Origin of the sequence: Microbacterium sp. SL62 (genome assembly GCF_026672635.1) — a bacterium.
Taxonomy (GTDB): domain Bacteria; phylum Actinomycetota; class Actinomycetes; order Actinomycetales; family Microbacteriaceae; genus Microbacterium; species Microbacterium testaceum_A.
In genome coordinates this window covers 1,712,339-1,726,905 of record NZ_JAPPRM010000001.1, presented here as the reverse complement: position 1 = coordinate 1,726,905, position 14,567 = coordinate 1,712,339, and the positions used below count along the sequence as shown (strand labels likewise).

Below are 14,567 nucleotides of genomic sequence, written 5' to 3'. Positions count from 1 at the left end.
ATTCACCATAACCGATCGGTCGCCAACGGCGGGGTCGACCGACTTCGAGCAGGTCACGGTGATGCGTGATGTGTCTGTATTCGCCGAAACCGGGACGCCGCGGTTTGGGGGATGCGGAGGCGGCCGACGAGACACTCGAACCTATCGACCCGAACGGGGCCCTGTCGAGTCCGCTTCGCCCTCTGTCGGCGCGCCGTCGCGTTCCTCACCCTCGTCGAGGCGCGCTCGACCCCTGTGCACGCTCCCAGTCCGACCGCTCGGGCCGTCGTTAGGGTCGAAGGGTGACTTCCTCCGTGACGCCCCGCCGACGCCTTCTTCCCGCCGTCCTCGCCGCCGGCCTGCTGGCCGCCGCCGCCCTCTTCGTGCCGGCCTCCCCGCCGCCGCCCACGACGAGCTCGTCTCGACCGATCCCGCGGCCGGGGCGACGCTCGAGGCCCTCCCGGCGCAGATCACGTTCTCGTACAGCGCCGACATCCTCACCGACGCCGGCGCGACCGTGATCGAGGTCACCGATTCGTCGGGCGCCTCGCTGGCGGAGGGCGCCCCGACCGTCTCGGGCGCCGAGGTGGCGCAGGCGCTGCGGGGATCGGCATCCGGAACCGTCACCGTGAAGTGGCGCGTCGTGTCGAGCGACGGCCACCCCATCGACGGCGACTTCGCCTTCTCGGTGCCCGCCGCAGCCGACACCCCCTCCGCGACCGCGACCCCCACGGCGTCGGCCGGTCCCGCGCCCGCCGAGAGCGCGACCCCGGCGCAGACCCCGAACGCCACTCCCCTGCCGACCGAGAACACCTCGGCGCCCTCTCCCCTGCCCTGGATCCTGCTCGCCGTCCTCCTCGTGATCGTGGCCGGGGTCCTGGTCTACGTCTTCGCCTCGCGCAGCGGTCGCAAGACCGCCGGTGGCGGCACCGCCGGGCGATAGGCTGGAACCATGCCTCATTACGATCTGGTCATTCTTGGTGCGGGTCCCGGCGGGTACGTCGCCGCCGTCCGCGGCGCACAGCTCGGACTGTCGGTCGCGATCGTCGAAGAGAAGTACTGGGGCGGTGTGTGCCTCAACGTGGGCTGCATCCCCTCCAAGGCCCTCCTGCGCAACGCCGACCTCGCGCACACGTTCCACGCGAAGGCCGACCTGTTCGGCATCTCGGGGGATGTCACCTTCGACTTCGGCAAGGCGTTTGACCGCTCGCGCAGCGTCGCCGCCGGCCACGTCAAGGGCATCCACTACCTGATGAAGAAGAACAAGGTCACCGAGTACGAGGGCCGCGGCTCTTTCGCCGACGACCACACGCTGAACGTGACGCTGACCGACGGCTCCAAGGAGCAGGTCACCTTCGACAACGTCATCATCGCCACGGGCTCGACCGTGCGCTTGCTCCCCGGCGTCACCCTGTCCGAGAACGTCGTCACCTATGAGGAGCAGATCCTCACCCGCGAGCTCCCCGAGTCGATCGTCATCGTCGGCGCCGGCGCCATCGGCATGGAGTTCGCCTACGTCATGACGAACTACGGCGTGAAGGTCACGATCATCGAGTTCCTCGACCGTGCGCTGCCCAACGAGGACGCCGAGGTCTCGAAAGAGATCCAGAAGCAGTACAAGGGCTATGGCGTCGACATCCTCACCTCGACCAAGGTCGAGTCGGTCACCGACCACGGCGACAAGGTCACCGTCGCGTACACGGCGAAGGACGGCTCGCAGAGCTCGATCGACGCCGACCGCGTGCTCATGTCGATCGGCTTCGCCCCCAAGGTCGACGGCTTCGGTCTCGAGAACACCGGCGTGAAGCTCACCGAGCGCGGCGCCATCGAGATCGACGACCACATGCGCACCAACGTGCCGCACATCTACTCGATCGGCGACGTCACCGCGAAGCTGCAGCTGGCCCACGTGGCCGAGGCGCAGGGCGTCGTGGCCGCCGAGACCATCGCCGGAGCCGAGACGCAGACCCTCGGCGACTACCGCAACATGCCCCGCGCCACCTTCTGCAACCCGCAGGTCGCCTCGTTCGGCCTCACCGAGCAGCAGGCGCGCGACGCCGGTCACGACATCAAGGTCGCGAAGTTCCCCTTCTCGGCCAACGGCAAGGCGAACGGCCTCGGCGAGCCCGTCGGCTTCGTCAAGCTCGTCGCCGACGCCGAGACGCTCGAGCTCATCGGTGGCCATCTCATCGGCCCCGACGTGTCGGAGCTGCTGCCCGAGCTGACCCTCGCGCAGAAGTGGGACCTCACCGCTCTCGAGGCCGCGCGCAACGTGCACACCCACCCGACGCTGTCGGAGGGCCTGCAGGAGGCCTTCCACGGCCTCACGGGGCACATGATCAACCTCTGATCGACTGATCGACGAAGGCCCGCCCGGTTCCCCGGGCGGGCCTTCTCGTTCGTGGGGGCTCAGTGCCCCAGAGCGCGAGCGAGCTTGGAACCGGATGCCGCGCGGCGGCCTCCCGCGGCGAACACGGCCGCGTCGACCGCGGCGAAGAACTCCGCGCGCCCGGCGTCGTCGGACGGACCGGCGGGGCCGAGCTCGACCTCCCACTCCCGCCACGCCGACTCGACGCCGCGTCGTTCGTCGCGCGCCCGGACGCGGTCGTCGACGAACTCGGCGACCTCGTTCCCGTCGGCATCGAGCAGCGCGTAGGCCGTGCGGTGGTTGCGCAGCCGAGAGAGAGGGGTGAACGGGGGCGCGGCGATCGAGGCGACGGCATCCTGAACCGCCGGAGGGACCACCGGTTCGGTGTCGGAATCGCCGTCGGCCTCGAGCGGCCACTGGGTCTCGCGTCGGCCTCCGGCCTCGAGGGGCCCCTTCACGTGCCACCCCTCGTCGGGGCCGCCCGTGCGGCGGCGCACCGCGACACCCGCCCGAGCCAGGTCGGCCGCAGCGGTGTCGAGGTAGCGCGCGTCGAGGTCGCGGGGTTCGGGGTCCCCGACCCGCGTCACCCCGGGCAGGGCCGACCAGTCGGGCAGAGGCGTCTCATCGCCGACGTCGTACTTCGACTCGACCTCGACGTTCGACGACCCCTTCGGGTCTCCGCTCAATCGTCGCGTCCGTCGGCGTCGGGGTTGATGTCTTCGGTCTCTTCGGAGAAGACGAAGACGGCCTGGGTGGGGCCGTCGGAATCGCCCGTGTTCTCGAGGCCGCCGTCACGGCGGTAGACGAGCTGGCCCTCGCTGTAGGGCATGATCAGCGTGTCGTCGGACTCGTTCTCGAGGGGGAGAACCTGCCCGTCGAGCGGGCCTCCGGTCAGTCGTGCAATAGCCATGACGTCAGCGTAGACCGCGGCGCCGGCACCGCCCGGTGCCTTGACACGGCTCACCTACAATCGCTGGAGTGACCTCGACCGACCTCCCCGGTGACCGCCCCTTCGTGCTGCTGGCCACGCGCGCCGAAGACCTCCCGGCCGACGAGGAATACGCGCTCTTCCTGCGATTCACGGGGCTACCCCCCGAGCGACTGCGCCGCGTCCGACTCGAGCGCGAGCCGATGCCCGAGATCGACCTCGACGAGGTCTCGGGGATCCTGGTGGGCGGGAGCCCCTTCAACGCCTCCGACCCGGTCGAGCGCAAGTCTCCCGTGCAACGACGTGTCGAGGACGAGATGGCGGCGCTCGTCGACGAGGTCGTGGCACGCGATCATCCGTTCCTCGGAGCCTGTTACGGCGTCGGAACCCTGGGCACGCACCTCGGTGCGCCCATCGACGGCACCTTCGCCGAGCCCATCAGCGTGGTCGACGTGTCTCTCACCGCCGCCGGACGCGACGACCCCCTCGCCGAGGCGCTGCCCGCGACCTTCGCCGCGTTCGTGGGACACAAAGAGGCGATCAGCGCGCTTCCGCCCGCCGCGACCCTGCTCGCGTCGTCACCGACGTGCCCGGTGCAGATGTTCCGGCTGAAGCGGAACGTCTACGCTACCCAGTTCCACCCCGAGCTCGATCTGGACGGGATCGTCACGCGCATCCACGCCTACGCGTCGTACGGATACTTCGCCGCCGACGAGCTCGACCTCACTCTGGACGCCGTGCGCCGCGCGCCCGTGACCGCCCCGTCGCGCCTGCTGCGCACCTTCGTCGAACGCTACGCGCGCTGAGCCGTCCGTTCACGCGCCATCGCGCGGGGTGACCCGCACGACGTCGACCGGAGCGGTGACCGCGGGATGCGCGAGCTTCAGGTAGGGCTCCAGCCCGAGATCGACCAGGTGCACGCGCCCGGCGAGCTCGGGGCCGCGACCCCGTACGAGGCCCGCCTTGAGCGCTCCGAACGTCACGGTCAGATCGGCGGCGAGCACCGCGGAATCCGCCGTGCCGTCGTCGGGGTCCAGACCGCTCGGCAGATCGACCGCGACCACCAGCGGTCGCTGCTCCTGGGCCCGCACGCACTCGACGAGGGCGCGTGCTCCCCCGCGCAGGCGGCGGTCCGCCAAACGTCCGATGCCCAGGATGCCGTCGAGCACGAGCACGTATCCACCCATCGCCTCGCAGACGTCCGAGGCGGATCGCACGCGCGCGCCCGCGGCCACGGCCGTGTCGAGGGCGGCCCGGTGGACGCGGTCGCGCACGAGCACGATGTCGACGCGATCGACGACGGCGCACAGGTCGGCCGCGGCGTAGAGGGCGTCTCCCCCGTTGTCGCCCGCCCCGGCGAGGACCAGGACCGCCCCCGGCCGATCGGCGAGACGGAGCGCGACGATGTCGGCCAGGGCCGCGGCGGCCCGCCGCATGAGCGGTCGCCCCTCGGCGAGGAGCGGCTTCTCGGCCGCGCGGACCGCGTCGGCGCTGTACGCCGAGATGCGCTCGCCCGCAGCCAGCACTCCGCCCGCGCTCTCACTCATCGCGGGAGCCCGCGCGCACCTCGGCGCGGTCCTCGCGGTCGGCGGCGGCGGGGTCGTTCTTCGCGAGCGTCTCGCGTTCCTTGGCCTCGGCGGCCCGGGCTGCCTCGAGCTCGCCGGTGGCGGCACGCACGGCCTTCTCGGCGCGACGGACGCGGAACTGGATCATCGTCGACGCGCCGTACTTCGCACGCACGCGGTCCTGGTCCTCCTCGGTCGCGACGGTGATGTACGCCCCCGCGATGAGGATCACCTGGCTCGAGAGGTTCAGCCACAGCAGCAGGGCGATGAGCGAGGCGAACGTCGCCAGCAGGGGGTTGTTGCCCGCTCCGCCGACGAACAGCCCCGACAGCTGCTGCAGGACGACCAGCCCGACACCGCCGAGCAGGGCACCGCGCAACAGGGTGCGGCGACGGGTCTTGACGCCCGACAGTGCCGCAAACGCCACGGCGACGGCCGCGGTATCGAGCACGAGGACGACGACGGTCGAGAGCAGCCAGGTCAGCACCGCCGTGACCCACGAGTCGGCGGAGATGCCCAGCAGCTCGCGCACGAACGTGAGCCCCGCCGTGGCGAGGAAGGTGACGACGGCCGCCCCGACGAGGGCGACGCCGATGCCGACGGCGACGGCGAGATTGCGCAGGATCACCAGGATCGGAAGCGTGTCGTCGGTGGCGACGCCGGCGATCTGTCGCAGAGCGGAGCGCAGCGACCCGATCGCGCCGATGGCGGCGCCGACCAGACCGAGGATTGCGATGATCCCCGCGACCGTGAACTCCGGCGGGGCCTTGATGTCGCTGACCTTCAGCAGCCCGTCGGGCCCGACCAGGCCCGGGACCACGCTGTTCACGGAACGCTCGAGGGCGGCGATCCCCTCCGGATTGCCCGCGAGCCAGACGGTCGCGAACGAGAAGCCCAGCAGCACCGCGGCGAACAGACTGAACAGCGTGCGGTAGGTCACGCTGTCGGCCAGCATGGGGCCGCGCGCCCCCGAATAGACGAGGAAGGCGCGCACGAGACGGAGCCGCAGGGCCCACGCCGTGACGCGACGGATGAGGTCGGCCATGGCGCCAGGCTAGCGGCGCGCGCGAATGCGTCGTGCGGGGTTGACCGCGCGGGTGCGCAGCGACAGCTCAGCCCGGCGGCATCCCTCTCGCCTCGCCGTACCCGACCGCCATCCGCAGCCACGTGCCCAGCAGCAGCCAGGGCCCGTACGCGATCTCTGCGCGCCGGTCGCCTGCGAGCAGCACTCCCCCCGCGGCGACACCGCCGAGCACGAGCGAGAGGAGCAGACCGGATGCCACGGCCTCGGGCCCAAACCATCCGAGCGGCGTCCCGACGAGGGCGGCGAGCTTGACGTCTCCCCCGCCGAACGCCGCGGGGCGGGCGAGATGCAGGGTCAGGGCGACGGCGAAGGCGGCCGCGGCGCCCCCGATCACGCCGAGCGCACGCCCCGGGTCGCCGATCCGCGCCGCCTCGGCCGTCAGCAGCGCTCCCACCAGCACCGCGGCCGGGAGGACGACGGCATCGGGAAGACGGTGAGAGCGCAGGTCTGTCACGACGAGGGTGAGGCTCGCGGCGGCGAACACTCCGGCGGCGAGACCGAGCAGCACCGGCACGTGCTCAGGCGTCGAGCACGAAGAGGTCGACGCGCACGATCGCCCCGGGATCGATCCCCTCGGCGTCGCGCACCGCGCGTTTGAGAGGCAGGACGTAGACGCCTCCCGTCTGCGGGAAGATCGAGGTGCGGAAGGTGGAGCCGCCGATCGTGGCGTCGACGCGGACGCCGCCGAATCCGCGTCGGAAGGTCTGCGTCTCGCGGATCTCGGCGCTGAGATCGGGGGGCAGGGCGACGAAGTACCAGTCGCTGTCGCTGCGTGCCTCCCACCGGTAGACGTCGCCCTCGAACCGCACTCTCATCGCCGATGCCCTCCCTCGCCCGAGCAGGTCACGATACCCCCGGCCGGCCACCGACTCAGGCGCTTCTCCCCTGGGGAGGAGCCCCGGTGCGTCGCGTCTCGCGACGGAGGGCGCGCCCCGTCGCGGCATCCGTCGCGCCGGCGACGACGGCCGCGCACGCGTAGACGACGAGGTCGCGCGCGTCGAATCCCGTGCCGAGCATGAGCGCGACGGGCCGGAACCGCTCCGCGAGGTCGGCGGGGACCCCGGTCGCCTGGAAGAGCTCGACGGCCACGCTCCATCCCCCGGCGACGAGGGCGACGACCAGCGGCCGCAGGCGGGGGAACACGACCACGAGCCCGGCGTAGACCGCGACCGTGTACAGCGCATCGCCCGCGATGTCCGCCGCGGCGCTGGACGGGAGCACGAGGTGCACGACGAGCCCCGCCGCCACGACCACCGCCAGGGCGAGGAGGGCGATCAAACGACGGCGGGTAAGCGGCATCTTGTCATCGTGGCATGCCTGCGCGCCGCGGCCGACCGCCCTCAGCGGATCACTCCCGCCGCGCGCGCCGGGTCCGCGTAGGCCCGAGCAAGCGAATCCACGGTGTCGTGCGCGTTGAGGCCACTGGGGTTGGGCAGCACCCAGGTGGGCACGTCGGCGATCGCCTCCTCCTGCCGTCCCGCGGTCGCGCGGGGCCGCTGGAACCCCTGGCGGTACGCTGTCAGGCCGACAACTGCGACGGCGCGGGGCCGCCACGCGGCGACCCGCTCGACGAGAGCCGCAGCCCCCGAGCGCAGCTCTTCGCGCGAGAGCTCGTCGGCGCGCGCCGTCGCCCGGGCGACGAGGTTCGACACCCCCACCCCGGCGTCGAAGATCATCCGGCGGTCCTCGTCGCCGAGGGGCTCGGAGTACGCGGGCAGTCGCGGGAGGATCCCGGCGGTCACCAGCGCGGGCCAGAAGCGATTCCCCGGCCGCGCGAACGGCGTCCCTGTCGCGGCGGTCCACAGGCCCGGATTGATGCCGACGAAGAGCAGGCGCACGCCCGGCTCGACGAGGTCGGGCCGCGTGGCATCCCGGAACGACTCGAGTTCGGCGCGCGTATATCCCATGAGACCACTATGACCACTACCTCGAGTCGACCCTGGGCGTCTGCCAGGATCGGAGGAATGGATGCCGTGCCCGCCCTCACCGAGGTTCCCCCCGCGCAATTCGTCATCGTCGGCGACAACGTGCGCCTGGCCACCTACTCGTGGGGCGACGTCGAGGCCGACCCCGTGCTGTGCGTGCACGGCTTCGGTTCGAGCACGCGCGACAACTGGGTCAACACCGGCTGGGTGCGCGACCTGCTGCGCGCCGGCTACCGCGTGATCGCCGTGGACCAGCGCGGTCACGGGGCGAGCGAGAAGCCCCACGACGCCGCGTCGTACACCATGCCCACCCTCGTGTCCGACCTCGTCGCCGTGCTCGACACGTACCTGCTCGACCAGGTCCGCTATCTCGGCTACTCGCTCGGCGGGCGGGTCGGCTGGCAGCTCGCCGTCGACGCCCCCGAACACGTCGAACGGGCCGTGCTCGGCGGCATTCCCGACGGTCGTCCGCTCGCGCGCCTGCAGGTCGATCAGGCCCGCGCCTTCCTGGACCACGGTGAGCCCGTTCAGGATGCCACGACCCAGCGCTACGTCTCGCTCGCCGAACGCGTGCCCGGCAACGACCTGCGCGCCCTCGTCGCGATCGCCGAGGGCATGCGCCTCGGCGAGACCGACCCCGACCCCTCGACGCCGCCGCAGCAACCCGTGCTGATCGCGACGGGCACGGACGACCCCATCCACGACCAGTCGCAGCACCTGGCAGGGCTCCTCCCCCGCGGCGAGTTCGCCGACATCCCGGGGCGGCACCACGTCAACGCCCCCGGTGCACGGGCGTTCCGCGAGGCGGGCATGGAGTTCCTCGGCCGCTGAGTCACGCGGACCGAATGCTCCGCCCGAGCGAACCGGTCAGCCGCAGTCGTAGACGGTCGTGGGGGCCGAGCTGTCGGTCGCGCAGTGCTGGGTGACCCAGGTGCGGATCTGCGACGAGGCGGTGGTCGTCGACGCGGCCCCCAGGGACGTGCCCCCTCCCCGTTGATCCCCGCCGATGACGTAGCGCACCTGGCCCGAGTCGACCAGCGCGGTGAAGGCGTCGAGCGTCGGCACGTCGTCGGTGCCGTTGAAGCCGCCGATGGGCAGGAATGAGCCACCGTCCGAGGCCAGGATCAGCTGCGCCGCCGACTGCGCCCCGAAGGTCGCCGCCAGGTAGGTCGACCGCGCGCTGCGGGCCTGCAGCCAGGAGACGAGGGCGCTGTCGTCCGTGCCGCCCGCGCCGAAGCCGCCTCCGCCGAAGCCGGTTGGCGCCCCGCCCGCCGCCCCGCGCGTGCGTCCCGACGACGATCCGCCCGGCGCGGCACCGGTACCGCGACCCGCGCCCTGCCCGGCGCTCTGCCCGGATCCGGGCGCCGCTCCCCCGCCGGGCGCCGCGCCGAACCCCTGGCTGCCGCGCCCCCCGGTCGGCATCCCGCCGGCGAAATCCGCTCCCCCGAAACCGCGACCGCCGAAGCCCGCGGACTCGGCGGCCCCGCCCGCGACCGGGTTGATCGAACTGGGGTGGGCGATGGTCACGGCCGACCACACGGCCGGGGTGAGGAGCAACCCGATCATCAGCGCGACCGTCGTCACCGCGCGCCCGCGGTGCCGCGTCGAGAGCAGCACGATCGCGACGACCGCCGCGACGCCCTGCGCGATCGAGACCGGCACGCTGTACCCGCCCGTCGCCAGGCCGATCCCCAGGGCGGTCGACCCCGCGACAGCGACGATCGCGATCTGCGGCCAGACCCTGCCCGCCCGATGCGCCGCGGCGAGCGCCGTCCCCACGACGAGTGCCAGCGGGACCGCGAGGGCCGCGGTGTAGAACTGGTGCATTCCGGCGACGGTCGAGAACATCGCGGCGAAGGTCGCGAGCCACACGGTCAGCAGCACCGTGAGCGGGCGCGAGAACCGCAGCACCCACAGGACGATGATCCCGACGATCGCCGCGGGGATGAGCCACGCCACCTGGCCCGCGAGCTGGGCGTTGAACAGGCGCAGCACGCCGGGCTCGCCCGAGAAGGGAGGGGTGAACGACTCGTAGGCCGCGCTGTCGGCCGTGGCCGAGAAGCGACCGAGGCCGTTGTACCCGAACACCATCTCCCACGGGTTGTTCGACAGGGTGCTGCCGATGTAGGGCCGACTCCCGGCGGGGATCATCGAGACGATCGCCACCCACCACAGGGATGCCACGAGGCTCACCGCTCCGGCCAGGGCGAGGTGACCGAGTCGTCGGGCCCAGGACTGCCGGGTGAAGAGGTACGCCAGCGCCAGGGCCGGCCACACCGCCCACGCCTCGAGCTCGTAGAACTGGAACGACAGGCCGATCAGCGCTCCCGCAGCGATCAGCCATCCCAGGCTCCGTGCCTGCACGGCGCGCACCGCCGCCCACGCGGTGAGGGAGAGGCCGAGGACGAAGAAGGTCTCGGGCTGGTTCGAGCGGGCCACCGCGACGAGGATCGGCGTGACGGCCGCGACGCTCCCGGCGATGAGTCCGGCACGCTCCCCCGCCAGGCGGCGGGCGGTGACGGCGGTGACGAGGGCGGCGGCGACGGCGGCGAGGGAGTTGGGCAGGATCACCGCCCAGGCGGAGTACCCGAAGCCCCGGACGAAGAGGGCCGGGATCCAGAACGAGCCCGGGATCTTGTCGAGGGTGACGGTGCCCGCAGGGTCCACGGCGCCGAAGAAGAAGTTCGACCACGAGCGGCTCATCGACAGCGCGATCGAGGCGTAGTACTCGCTCGGCGCCCCCGCCCACACCTGCCAGCCGGTGAGGACCAGCGCGCCGAGCCCGATGAGGACGAGACCGACGGTCCATCCGCGGGGTCGTCGGAGGCCCGCCGTCAGCGGAAGAGTCGGCGTGGGGGCGGGAGGAGAAGCAGCGGTCACCGCCGAATCGTAGGCAGCGCTTCCCTCACCGCAGCCTTACGGAACCTATGCGCCAGCGATGGATGCTCTCGCCGGGCGTGGATCAGGATGCCGACAGGGTGAGCTTCGCAGGCGACGGTGCCCGCGTGGCGACGGCCTGCAGCCCGACCCTCACCGTCTGCCCGGGAGCGAGGGTCGCCGCCCAGTCGGCTCCCGTGCACGTCACGCGCCCGACCGCGACCGAGCAGGTCATGCCCCACGCGTTCGACACCGCGGTGGTTCCGGCGGCGTCGAACGAGACCGACCACGTCGTGACGGGACCCGTCGCCGTGACGGTGAGCTCGGCGACGTACCCCTCGCCCCAGGTGCTCTGCGGGACCCAGGTCGCGGTGATGCCGGCCGAAGCTCCCGGGGCCGTCCCGGCGCCCGGCTTCGGGGTGGGTGCGGGGCTCGACGGCACCGATACCGAGGGTTTCGGGGACGGGGTGGGCGGCTTGGGGGTCGCCGTCGGTGTGGATGTCGGTTTCGGTGTCGGTGTCGGTGTGACGCTCGGCCGGGGCGTTGTCGTCGGGGCCGGGGTCGAGGGGACCGGGGCCGGCTGCGGAGCGGGCGCCGCGACCGGGGTCAGGATTGGTGCGAGCGCGGCCAGCTTGGCCTTCTGCGGAGTGCGCCAGTCGTCGGCGACCAGCCCGCCGGTGTCGCCGCTGTTCGGGTTGAACGACCAGTACGCGTAGCTGGTCTTCGTCTTGGCCAGGTACGCCACGAGCGCGTCGAGCCAGGCCCGGTCGCTCGCTGTCTCGAGCTTCGTGCCGAACTCGCCGAGGAGCACGGGCGCGATGTTCTTGCGCACGAGGTAACCCCAGTTGGCATCCCACACCGCCTCGAGATTGGCGGGATACCCGGATGCCGAGAACCAGGGCTGCGCGTAGACGCTGGCGGGGTAGTCGTGCGGCGAGTAGACCACGCGGTTCTTCACGGCGAGGGTCACGGGCGCGGCCCCGGCGTCTTTCAGACCGCCGCCCCACCAGGTGTTCGAGCCGTCGTTCTGTCGCTCCACGCCCTCGACGATGATCAGCAGGCGGGGGTTGACCCCGAGCACGGCATCGCCGGCGCGCGTTGCCGCCGCGCGCCAATCGCGGGCGGGGTCGCCGCAGTTCCAGCACGCGCCGCCGTGGGGTTCGTTGTGCAGGTCGACGCCGATCACCGCGGACTCGTTCTTGTAACGGGCGGCGAGCATCGTCCAGTCGTCGATCCAGCGTTGTTCGCTGTACTGACCCGTGTACCAGAGCTCGCTCTGCGCCGCCGAGTCCGGGCGGTGGCGATCGAGGATGACCGACAACCCGTGCGCCTTCGCTCGGGCGATGACCGTATCCATCAACTGCAGCGGTGTGAGCGACACCAGTCCGGGGTTGACCGCGCCGTTGATCGAGTTCGAGGCCTTCGCTGCGAGGCACTCGTTCGAGAAGGGCAACCGGATGGTGTTGAACCCCATGCCCGCGATCGCGGAGAGGCCGTCGTCGAGCGCGATCGACCACAGGCCGTGCGGGGCGCAGTTCGAGGTCTCCATCCCGAACCAGGCCGTGGCCTTGATGGTGAAGGGGGCCCCGGATGCCGTCACGATCGTCGACCCCTGGGTCGACAGCCACCCGGGCAGCGAGGTCGCAGCCGAGGCGGCCGGAGCGGCGATCGCGCCCGCGGCGGCCAGGGTCGCGCCCGCGACGAGCGCCGCCGCGCGGTGCAGCACGCGACGCGTGGACGACCAGTTCGTGCGTTTCGCGGACATCGGCACCCCCGCGGTCATCGTACTGGGGGCAGACGCCCCTCCCGCGACACCGGCGCAAGGACAACGGTTTCCGCTTCGTTACGGCGTCGTAAATGTCGAGATCATCATTGATCTGGGCGATATCGCGCTGATACCGTCGCCCATCATGACTCTCGCGACCGAACGCAGCCCCGCTCTCGACGCCGTCTCGAAGGCCATCGTCGAGCAGCTGCAGGAAGACGGACGCCGCCCCTACGCCGAGATCGGCAAGGCCGTCGGCCTGAGCGAGACCGCCACGCGCCAGCGGGTGCAGAAACTGCAGGACGCCGGCATCCTGCAGATCGTCGCCGTCACCGACCCCCTCCAGCTCGGCTTCGCTCGCCAGGCCATGATCGGCGTGCGGGTCTCGGGCGACACCCGCGTCGTGGCGGGGCAGATGACGACGCTGCCCGGGGTCACCTACGTGGTGTCTACCGCCGGCTCCTTCGACCTGCTCGTCGAGGTCGTCTGCGAGAGCGACGACGACCTCATCGACCTGCTGAACGACCGCATCCGGTCGCTGCCCGACGTCGTCTCGACCGAGACCTTCGTCTACCTCAAGCTCCACCGTCAGCTCTACAACTGGGGAACGCGATGACGCTTTTCGAAACCGACCTCAACACCGACCTCCAGGCGAAGGCCCGCGATCACCTCTGGATGCACTTCTCGCGCCAGTCCACGATGACCGAGGGACCCGGCGTCCCGATCATCGTCAAGGGCGAGGGCCATCACATCTGGGATGCCGCGGGTAAGAAGTACATCGACGGACTCGCGGGCCTGTTCGTGGTCAACGCGGGTCACGGACGTCGCCGCATCGCCCAGGCAGCCGCGAAGCAGGCCGAGCAGCTGGCGTTCTTCCCGCTGTGGTCCTACGCGCACCCGGCCGCGATCGAACTGGCCGAGCGCCTGGCCGACCTCGCCCCGGGCGACCTGAACCACGTCTTCTTCTCCACCGGCGGCGGAGAGGCGGTCGAGACGGCGTTCAAGCTCGCGAAGCAGTACTGGAAGATCCAGGGCAAGCCCTCGAAGCACAAGGTCATCTCGCGGGCGATCGCCTACCACGGCACCACGCAGGGGGCCCTGGCGATCACGGGCCTACCGGTCATGAAGCACATGTTCGAGCCGGTCACCCCGGGCGGCTTCCGTGTTCCCAACACCAACTACTACCGGGCCGCCGAGTCCGGCTTCGGCGGGGGCACCCCCGAGGAGTTCGGCGTGTGGGCCGCCGACCGCATCGAGCAGATGATCCAGTTCGAGGGACCCGAGACCGTCGCCGCGGTCTTCCTCGAGCCCGTGCAGAACGCCGGTGGGTGCTTCCCCGCCCCGGCCGGCTACTTCCAGCGAGTCCGCGAGATCTGCGACACGTACGACGTGCTGCTCGTCTCCGACGAGGTCATCTGCGCGTTCGGCCGGCTCGGCCACTACTTCGGCGCCTCGGCCTACGACTACCAGCCCGACATGATCACGTTCGCCAAGGCGGTGACGAGCGGATACTCCCCCCTCGGCGGCACCATCGTGAGCGACCGCCTCTACGAACCCTTCGCCCACGGCGACGCGTCGTTCCCCCACGGCTACACCTTCGGCGGTCACCCCGTCTCGGCGGCGGTGGCACTGGAGAACCTCGACGTCTTCGAAGAAGAGGGCCTGCTCGAGAACGTCCGCCGCAACTCCCCGGTCTTCCGCTCGACCCTCGAGCGCCTCCTCGACCTGCCGATCGTCGGTGACGTCCGCGGCGACGGCTACTTCTTCGGCATCGAGCTGGTGAAGGACAAGACCACGAAAGAGACCTTCGACGACGACGAGTCCGAGCGGCTGCTGCGGGGCTTCTTGTCCAAGGCCCTCTTCGACGCCGGCCTGTACTGCCGAGCGGACGACCGCGGCGACCCGGTCATCCAGCTCGCCCCTCCCCTCACCCTCGGACCGACCGAGTTCGACGAGATCGAGCAGATCCTGCGCTCGGTGCTGCAGGAGGCCTGGACCCGACTCTGACCTCACGGGATGCCGGCGCGACCGATGCCGGCATCCCTCCCCCGCCCGCGAGCCGCGCTCGCCGGGCGG

Annotated in this window: 16 protein-coding genes; 6 read left to right on the top strand and 10 right to left on the bottom strand. The window is 71.4% G+C overall.

Translation table 11 applies throughout. The annotated features are described in order from the left end of the window. Positions 1-61 precede the first annotated feature (61 nt). Together OVA26_RS08180 and lpdA are read left to right on the top strand one after the other, a co-directional pair. Complete coding sequence (locus OVA26_RS08180; protein ID WP_268104905.1) at positions 62-922, top strand: copper resistance CopC family protein; 861 nt, start codon at positions 62-64, stop codon at positions 920-922. A gap of 9 nt (positions 923-931) precedes the next feature. After that, positions 932-2,329 carry a dihydrolipoyl dehydrogenase gene (lpdA, locus tag OVA26_RS08175; RefSeq protein WP_268103758.1) on the top strand — a complete coding sequence of 466 codons (1,398 nt, stop codon included), beginning with the start codon at positions 932-934 and terminating at the stop codon, positions 2,327-2,329. A 59-nt stretch (positions 2,330-2,388) separates the two neighbouring features. Here the strand turns inward: lpdA and OVA26_RS08170 are convergent, their stop codons facing one another. Both OVA26_RS08170 and OVA26_RS08165 read right to left on the bottom strand, forming a co-directional pair. Beyond that, positions 2,389-3,033, bottom strand: a complete 645-nt coding sequence (locus OVA26_RS08170; protein ID WP_268103757.1) for a CYTH domain-containing protein — start codon at positions 3,031-3,033, stop codon at positions 2,389-2,391. Next, a complete protein-coding gene (locus OVA26_RS08165; RefSeq protein WP_056228525.1) occupies positions 3,030-3,257 on the bottom strand; it encodes a hypothetical protein in 228 nt (75 codons plus the stop codon). Before OVA26_RS08165 ends, OVA26_RS08170 begins: the two co-directional genes overlap by 4 nt. A gap of 68 nt (positions 3,258-3,325) precedes the next feature. On the opposite strand from OVA26_RS08165, the gene OVA26_RS08160 reads away from it, so the two are divergent. After that, positions 3,326-4,081 (top strand): glutamine amidotransferase, encoded by a 756-nt coding sequence (locus tag OVA26_RS08160; RefSeq protein ID WP_268103756.1) that lies wholly within the window; start codon positions 3,326-3,328, stop codon positions 4,079-4,081. Between the two features lie 9 nt (positions 4,082-4,090). Here the strand turns inward: OVA26_RS08160 and OVA26_RS08155 are convergent, their stop codons facing one another. From OVA26_RS08155 to OVA26_RS08130, 6 genes are all read right to left on the bottom strand, one after another. Then, entirely contained in the window at positions 4,091-4,822 is a 732-nt protein-coding gene (locus OVA26_RS08155; protein ID WP_268103755.1) for an NAD(P)H-hydrate epimerase, read from the bottom strand. Further along, positions 4,815-5,885, bottom strand: a complete 1,071-nt coding sequence (locus tag OVA26_RS08150) for a YhjD/YihY/BrkB family envelope integrity protein (protein WP_056227652.1) — start codon at positions 5,883-5,885, stop codon at positions 4,815-4,817. Before OVA26_RS08150 ends, OVA26_RS08155 begins: the two co-directional genes overlap by 8 nt. Positions 5,886-5,952: 67 nt before the next feature. Then, complete coding sequence (locus OVA26_RS08145; RefSeq protein ID WP_268103754.1) at positions 5,953-6,438, bottom strand: prepilin peptidase; 486 nt, start codon at positions 6,436-6,438, stop codon at positions 5,953-5,955. Positions 6,439-6,442: 4 nt separating this feature from the next. Then, on the bottom strand, positions 6,443-6,739 hold the full coding sequence (locus tag OVA26_RS08140; RefSeq protein ID WP_056227644.1) for a DUF1905 domain-containing protein: 297 nt from the start codon (positions 6,737-6,739) through the stop codon (positions 6,443-6,445). Between the two features lie 55 nt (positions 6,740-6,794). Further along, positions 6,795-7,223: a ribosomal maturation YjgA family protein gene (locus OVA26_RS08135; RefSeq protein WP_268103753.1), complete on the bottom strand. Its 429-nt coding sequence runs from the start codon at positions 7,221-7,223 to the stop codon at positions 6,795-6,797. Between the two features lie 41 nt (positions 7,224-7,264). Continuing rightward, the gene (locus OVA26_RS08130) at positions 7,265-7,831 is read right to left on the bottom strand and encodes a mismatch-specific DNA-glycosylase (protein ID WP_268103752.1); all 567 of its coding nucleotides are present in this window, start codon (positions 7,829-7,831) and stop codon (positions 7,265-7,267) included. Between the two features lie 57 nt (positions 7,832-7,888). Between OVA26_RS08130 and OVA26_RS08125 the strand changes: the two genes are divergently transcribed. Then, positions 7,889-8,680, top strand: coding sequence for an alpha/beta fold hydrolase (locus OVA26_RS08125; RefSeq protein WP_144781980.1), 792 nt, complete (start codon positions 7,889-7,891; stop codon positions 8,678-8,680). A 36-nt stretch (positions 8,681-8,716) separates the two neighbouring features. Here OVA26_RS08125 and OVA26_RS08120 read toward each other — a convergent pair whose 3' ends face one another. Beyond that, a complete protein-coding gene (locus tag OVA26_RS08120; RefSeq protein WP_268103751.1) occupies positions 8,717-10,729 on the bottom strand; it encodes an ArnT family glycosyltransferase in 2,013 nt (670 codons plus the stop codon). Between the two features lie 82 nt (positions 10,730-10,811). Next, positions 10,812-12,491 (bottom strand): cellulase family glycosylhydrolase, encoded by a 1,680-nt coding sequence (locus OVA26_RS08115; RefSeq protein ID WP_268103750.1) that lies wholly within the window; start codon positions 12,489-12,491, stop codon positions 10,812-10,814. Positions 12,492-12,636: 145 nt separating this feature from the next. Here OVA26_RS08115 and OVA26_RS08110 point away from each other — a divergent pair, with 145 nt between their 5' ends. Continuing rightward, positions 12,637-13,107: an Lrp/AsnC family transcriptional regulator gene (locus OVA26_RS08110; protein ID WP_268103749.1), complete on the top strand. Its 471-nt coding sequence runs from the start codon at positions 12,637-12,639 to the stop codon at positions 13,105-13,107. Further along, on the top strand, positions 13,104-14,498 hold the full coding sequence (locus OVA26_RS08105) for an aspartate aminotransferase family protein (protein WP_268103748.1): 1,395 nt from the start codon (positions 13,104-13,106) through the stop codon (positions 14,496-14,498). The genes OVA26_RS08110 and OVA26_RS08105 overlap by 4 nt, the downstream gene beginning before the upstream one ends. The last annotated feature ends 69 nt before the right edge of the window (positions 14,499-14,567 follow it).

Coding starts and splice junctions, on each gene's coding strand:
- OVA26_RS08115 (WP_268103750.1), bottom strand. CDS start 12,491: ATGTCCGCGAAACGCACGAACTGGTCGTCCACGCGTCGCGTGCTGCAC.
- OVA26_RS08125 (WP_144781980.1), top strand. CDS start 7,889: ATGGATGCCGTGCCCGCCCTCACCGAGGTTCCCCCCGCGCAATTCGTC.
- OVA26_RS08165 (WP_056228525.1), bottom strand. CDS start 3,257: ATGGCTATTGCACGACTGACCGGAGGCCCGCTCGACGGGCAGGTTCTC.
- OVA26_RS08110 (WP_268103749.1), top strand. CDS start 12,637: ATGACTCTCGCGACCGAACGCAGCCCCGCTCTCGACGCCGTCTCGAAG.
- OVA26_RS08180 (WP_268104905.1), top strand. CDS start 62: ATGCGTGATGTGTCTGTATTCGCCGAAACCGGGACGCCGCGGTTTGGG.
- OVA26_RS08140 (WP_056227644.1), bottom strand. CDS start 6,739: ATGAGAGTGCGGTTCGAGGGCGACGTCTACCGGTGGGAGGCACGCAGC.
- OVA26_RS08155 (WP_268103755.1), bottom strand. CDS start 4,822: ATGAGTGAGAGCGCGGGCGGAGTGCTGGCTGCGGGCGAGCGCATCTCG.
- OVA26_RS08130 (WP_268103752.1), bottom strand. CDS start 7,831: ATGGGATATACGCGCGCCGAACTCGAGTCGTTCCGGGATGCCACGCGG.
- OVA26_RS08150 (WP_056227652.1), bottom strand. CDS start 5,885: ATGGCCGACCTCATCCGTCGCGTCACGGCGTGGGCCCTGCGGCTCCGT.
- OVA26_RS08105 (WP_268103748.1), top strand. CDS start 13,104: ATGACGCTTTTCGAAACCGACCTCAACACCGACCTCCAGGCGAAGGCC.
- lpdA (WP_268103758.1), top strand. CDS start 932: ATGCCTCATTACGATCTGGTCATTCTTGGTGCGGGTCCCGGCGGGTAC.
- OVA26_RS08135 (WP_268103753.1), bottom strand. CDS start 7,223: ATGCCGCTTACCCGCCGTCGTTTGATCGCCCTCCTCGCCCTGGCGGTG.